The sequence below is a fragment of the Clostridium tarantellae genome, from assembly GCF_009295725.1.
Taxonomy (GTDB): Bacteria; Bacillota; Clostridia; order Clostridiales; family Clostridiaceae; genus Sarcina; species Sarcina tarantellae.
On sequence record NZ_WHJC01000234.1, the window covers coordinates 1 to 5,274 of the forward strand.

8 protein-coding genes are annotated in these 5,274 nt (G+C 23.5%); 7 read left to right on the top strand and 1 reads right to left on the bottom strand.

Translation table 11 applies throughout. From position 1 onward, the window contains the following. Window positions 1-446 (top strand): hypothetical protein (locus GBZ86_RS12210; protein ID WP_207707449.1); only part of this gene is annotated, 446 nt, incomplete at its 5' end. A gap of 98 nt (window positions 447-544) precedes the next feature. On the opposite strand, the gene GBZ86_RS12215 is transcribed toward GBZ86_RS12210, so the two are convergent. Next, complete coding sequence (locus GBZ86_RS12215; protein WP_152891049.1) at window positions 545-1,030, bottom strand: dihydrofolate reductase; 486 nt, start codon at window positions 1,028-1,030, stop codon at window positions 545-547. Between the two features lie 161 nt (window positions 1,031-1,191). Between GBZ86_RS12215 and dnaX the strand changes: the two genes are divergently transcribed. The 6 genes from dnaX to GBZ86_RS12245 form a co-directional block, all read left to right on the top strand. Next, window positions 1,192-2,811 (top strand): DNA polymerase III subunit gamma/tau, encoded by a 1,620-nt coding sequence (gene dnaX / locus GBZ86_RS12220; RefSeq protein WP_152891052.1) that lies wholly within the window; start codon window positions 1,192-1,194, stop codon window positions 2,809-2,811. A 113-nt stretch (window positions 2,812-2,924) separates the two neighbouring features. After that, the gene (locus tag GBZ86_RS12225; protein WP_152891053.1) at window positions 2,925-3,263 is read left to right on the top strand and encodes a YbaB/EbfC family nucleoid-associated protein; all 339 of its coding nucleotides are present in this window, start codon (window positions 2,925-2,927) and stop codon (window positions 3,261-3,263) included. Between the two features lie 89 nt (window positions 3,264-3,352). Beyond that, complete coding sequence (gene recR, locus GBZ86_RS12230; protein WP_152891055.1) at window positions 3,353-3,949, top strand: recombination mediator RecR; 597 nt, start codon at window positions 3,353-3,355, stop codon at window positions 3,947-3,949. Window positions 3,950-4,027: 78 nt separating this feature from the next. Then, window positions 4,028-4,303, top strand: coding sequence for a YaaL family protein (locus GBZ86_RS12235; RefSeq protein WP_152891057.1), 276 nt, complete (start codon window positions 4,028-4,030; stop codon window positions 4,301-4,303). 25 nt (window positions 4,304-4,328) lie between these two features. Beyond that, window positions 4,329-4,598 (top strand): pro-sigmaK processing inhibitor BofA family protein, encoded by a 270-nt coding sequence (locus GBZ86_RS12240; protein WP_152891059.1) that lies wholly within the window; start codon window positions 4,329-4,331, stop codon window positions 4,596-4,598. 483 nt (window positions 4,599-5,081) lie between these two features. Then, window positions 5,082-5,274: hypothetical protein (locus tag GBZ86_RS12245; RefSeq protein ID WP_152891060.1), on the top strand; the 193-nt coding region annotated here is incomplete at its 3' end.

Consider the following 5,274-nt stretch of genomic DNA (forward strand, 5'->3'; position numbering starts at 1 on the left):
GTATAATAATATTTTTTTTAATTATTATAGCAATAATTAATTGCAAAAATATAACAAATAATTATTGTAATTACAAAATAGATAAAGAAGAATATATGAATTTAATAGCAAAAACTAATATAGATATATTTTTATATGATACTTCAAATATATTAAATAATATACAAGGAAAAGATGAAATAGATTTAGATACAATAAATGAAATAAGGAACATTTCCTATTTTTACAAAGAATTATTAAATAAATTTAAAAGTATAAACCCTCCTAAGGAAGTTGAAAAAAATAATGAGCTTTTGATAATATCAATAGAAAACTGTGTGCAAGATTTAGAAAACATATTAATTAATAAAGATAAAGTAACTTTAAAAGAGGATACTATAAATTTTATAAAAAGTAATGATCAACTAATAAAAGCATTAGAAAAAATAAGTTCATTTAATATTTAATATAACTTGTTTTAAATATACCTCATTAAATAAAGTTTATGCAAATTTGTGTAAAGTTTATTTAATGAGGTACATTTTATAAAAAAATTAATTTAAGGTTATAATTTCTTATAAGTTTTATAGATAAATTTTAACTCATTATAATACATAATTTTACTTGAGTATATATTCATCCACTGACTTATGTTAATTTTAGGGAAATATACATCTCCATTAAATTCATTTAAAATTTTAGTTATATATAATTTTTTAGCATAAGGTAAAAATAAAGAATATATTTCACCACCTCCAATAATAAAAATTTCTTCTTTACATTTATAGTATTTATTTATTAAAGGTTGAATATCATTTAAAATTTCTACATCATCATGAATAATATTAAAATTTTTATTTCTAGTAATTATAATATGCTTTCTATTGGGTAAAACTTTAGGCAGTGATTCAAAAGTTTTTCTACCCATGATTATTTTATGTCCATTAGTTATTTCTTTAAATCTTTTTAAATCATCAGGTATATGCCATATTAATGAATTATTTTTACCAATTAAATTATTATTATCTAAGGCTACTATAATGGAAAACATGTATAATACTCCTTTCAAAAAAAGTTTATTTTAAATACATTTTACAATCTTTTTTTACTTATATTCAATTAATAATACATATGCAGTATAATAATAAAGTGTAAATTAAAATATGAATAAATATTTAATAAGTATAAAAATTGTTTGAGAGGTGAAGAAGCTTGTCGTATAAAGCTTTATATAGAGAGTGGAGACCAAAAGTTTTTGAAGATGTAGTAGGTCAAGAACATATAACAACCACTTTAAAAAATCAAATAATAAATAATAGAACAGCACATGCATATTTATTTTGTGGAACTAGAGGAACAGGAAAAACTTCTACAGCTAAAGTTTTTGCTAAGGCTTTAAATTGTTTAAATGTTAAAGAGGGAGAGCCTTGTAATGAGTGTGATATGTGTAAAAAAATAAATGAAAGTTTAGCAATTGATGTAACAGAATTAGATGCGGCTTCTAACAATGGAGTTGATAAAATAAGAGATATAATAGAGGATGTACAATATCCTCCTCAAGAAGCTAAGTATAAAGTTTATATAATGGATGAAGTTCATATGCTTTCAATGGGTGCAGTAAATGCATTTTTAAAAACATTAGAAGAACCTCCGCAAAATGTTATATTTATTTTAGCAACAACGGACCCTCAAAAATTACCAATAACTATTCTTTCTAGATGTCAAAGATTTGATTTTAAAAGAATTAGTAAAGATAAAATTGTAGGTAGATTGAGAAAAATAGTGACAGAACAAGGGGTTTTAGCTGATGATAAAAGCTTAGAATTAGTTGCAAGAATTTCTGATGGAGCTATGAGAGATTCATTAAGTATATTAGATCAAGCAATATCAATGAATGATGGAAAAGTTGATTATAATAATCTTTTATCTATGTTAGGGTTAGTTACTAATGATAATTTATTTAAATTAGTAGATGCTATTATAGAAAGAAATATAGAGAAATCCATGATAATAATTGAAGAATTGGTTTTGTCAGGAAAAGATATATATATATTTATTAAAGACTTAATGACACATTATAGAAATTTATTAATGATAAAAGTTACTAATAACCCTGAAGAAGTATTAGATACATCACATGAAAATATTACTATGCTTAAAAATCAAGGTGCAAGAATACGTGTTGAAGAAATAATGAGATGTATTAGAGTTCTTCAAGAAGGAGAAGATAATGCAAAATTTAGTAAACAAGCAAGAATGTATTTAGAACTTTCTATAATAAAAATATGTAAAATAGAATATGATACATCTAAAGAGGTGTTGCTTTCTAGAATAAATAAATTAGAAGAGGCATTAAAAAATGGTAAAATAAATTTACAAATAACTAATGAAAACTTAGATTCAAAAAGAATAGTAAATAAAAAAATTGAAAATAAATTAGATATTAAAACTGAAAAAGAAAATAAAGATATATCATTTAATTCTAATTGTAATATTAAATTAGACGATGTGAAAAGAGCTTGGAAGGACATATTAGAATCTTTTAAGTCCAGAAGAGCTATGGTTATATATGCATCATTAGTAACAGGTAGGCCTGTAAAATGTGAAGGTGGTATTATTACCATATGTTATGAAAAACAATATGAATTTAATAAAGTAAGATTAGAGAAAAATGAAAATAAAACTATTGTTCAAGATGTGATTTCAGAAATTTTAAAAGATAGAGTTAAAGTTGTATATGCAGTTAATAAAGAAGAAACTAATGAAAAAACTACAGAAGATTTATTAATTGAAAAAATAGGACCTGATGTGTTAGAAATTGTAGAAGAATAGAGATGAAAAATTAGGATACTATGTATTTCTAATACATAGTAATAATATATAGTAATACTTTATAAAATGCTATATAATAATTAAAGAGTTTATTTTAAAAGGAGGATTATATTATGGCAAAAGGTGGATTCCCAGGAATGGGCGGAAATATGAACAACCTAATGAAGCAAGCTCAAATGCTTCAAAAGCAAATGCAAGAAATGCAAGAAGAAGTATCAAACAGTGAGTTTGAAGGCTCAGCTGGTGGTGGTGCAGTAGTTGCAAAAGTTAATGGTAAGAAAGAAATTTTAAGTATAAATATAAAACCAGAAGTAGTTGATCCAGATGATGTAGAAATGTTAGAAGATTTAGTTTTAACAGCTTTAAATCAGGCTATGAATACAGCTGAAGAAACAACAAATCAAAAAATGGGTAAATTAACTGGTGGAATGAACATACCAGGATTATTTTAATTTTAGATATAATTAAAGTTAACAAGATAATTAAGATAAAACTCTGTTGAAATTTCAACGGAGTTTTATAATATTAAGGAGGAATAAAAATGGATTTCTATCCAGTTGCAATAGAAAAACTTATTGAAGAGTTTGCTAAGCTACCAAGTATAGGTAAAAAAACAGCTCAAAGACTTACTTTACATGTTTTAAATTTACCTAAAGATCAGGTTGAAGAGTTTGCTAATGCTTTAATAAAAGCAAGAGGAACTATAAAATATTGTTCAATATGTGGAAATTTTACAGATTCAGATCCATGTTCTATATGCGCTAATCCAAATCGAAATAAAACAATAGTATGTGTAGTTGAACAACCTAAAGATATAATGACTATTGAAAAAGTAAAAGAGTTTAATGGTATATATCATGTGTTACATGGCAATATATCTCCAATGCAAGGAAGAGGTCCTCAAGATATAAGAATAAGAGAATTAGTAGCAAGAATGAGCGGAGATATTAAAGAAGTTATTGTAGCAACAAATCCTAATATTGAAGGAGAAGCAACAGCAATGTACATATCTAAAATATTAAAACCATTAGATGTGAAAGTTACAAGAATAGCGGCAGGTATACCTGTTGGAGGAGACTTAGAATATGCTGATGAAGTTACATTATCTAAAGCACTAGAAGGAAGAAAAGAAATATAAAAATAAAATCTTCTAGAATATTATTATTAAAATATGGCAAGCATTAAAAAGTAATATATTTTAGGAGGTAATTATTTTATGAATAAAAAAACAGTAACTGAGTTACTTTTTAAAAAAATTGATTATTCTAAAGAAGATAGAGAAATAATAGAAGGAATAGAAAATGCAAAAATGGAGATGGAAGTAGCTAGAGCAGCTTTTGATTATGCAAAAGATGATAAGCTAATAGAATCTTTAATATATAAGGAGCATGATATACAAGCTAGGTATGCTTATTTATTGAGAGAAGCAAAAAAAAGAGGATTAAAAGTAGGAGTTGAGCATATATTTAAAGAAAGTAAAGAAATTATCTAATTAGTTATTAAAAGGAGAAGTTAATATGCCTTCATTAGATTTTAATAGTATATTTATGGTATTAGCTATAGTTTTAGTTTTTATTTTAATATTAAAATTAATATTTGGATCTATAAAAAAAATTTTAGGTCTTTTAATAAATAGTATTTTAGGAGCAGTATTATTAATTATAGTTAATACAATAGGAACATCATTTGGAATAACAGTAGGAATTAATTTTATAACTGCTGTTATAGCTGGAGTATTTGGAATTCCAGGAGTAATTTTTTTAGTTATTTTTCAAAATTTTTTATAAACTATTAATTTTAAATTATGAATAAATTATTGATTTAATAGAGTATTATTAATTTTTCAAAAGTTGATAAATTAGTAATGCTTTTTTTATTTAAAAGAAAAGAGCTAAATCATTTTTGATTTAGCTCTTTTATTAATATAGACGGGAGCAAGCCCTAAAATAAGGAAGGAGAGTATAAATACTTCTTTTCATGGGGAGAAAATTTTTAGAAGTATATGTGAGTACTATACAAGTAATATATGTTTTTAAAAATATAAATGTTACTTATTTGAAAAATTATCATAAATTTTAAAAAAGTAGACTATAGATAAATATAGGATTATTATGACAAGTTTTAAAGGAGGTGAAGAGTTGTAATAATTTCATAAAACTAATAAATTTATGAATTTTAAGCAACAGAGTATGAATAAAATTATTAATAAAGAGTTAATTAAAACTAATCAAAAAAAATTAATTATATCAACCATAATAGTGAGTATACTAATGTTTTTTATAATGGGAAATAATAGTATGATAAATATCACTAATGAAAAGGTAAGTAATGAAATTATTTTTAATAAATGTTTTTCATTAAGTTATTTTAAAATGTTTATTTTATTTATTTTAAATGGAGTATTATTTTTTATATTTTCTAAGGAAAAATTAATGGAATTAGAAGAAGTTATTGAAAAAAAAG

Bases quoted from the DNA above. Each gene is read 5' to 3' on its own strand.
- GBZ86_RS12240 (WP_152891059.1), top strand. From the start codon at position 4,329: ATGCCTTCATTAGATTTTAATAGTATATTTATGGTATTAGCTATAGTT.
- GBZ86_RS12215 (WP_152891049.1), bottom strand. From the start codon at position 1,030: ATGTTTTCCATTATAGTAGCCTTAGATAATAATAATTTAATTGGTAAA.
- GBZ86_RS12235 (WP_152891057.1), top strand. From the start codon at position 4,028: ATGAATAAAAAAACAGTAACTGAGTTACTTTTTAAAAAAATTGATTAT.
- GBZ86_RS12225 (WP_152891053.1), top strand. From the start codon at position 2,925: ATGGCAAAAGGTGGATTCCCAGGAATGGGCGGAAATATGAACAACCTA.
- recR (WP_152891055.1), top strand. From the start codon at position 3,353: ATGGATTTCTATCCAGTTGCAATAGAAAAACTTATTGAAGAGTTTGCT.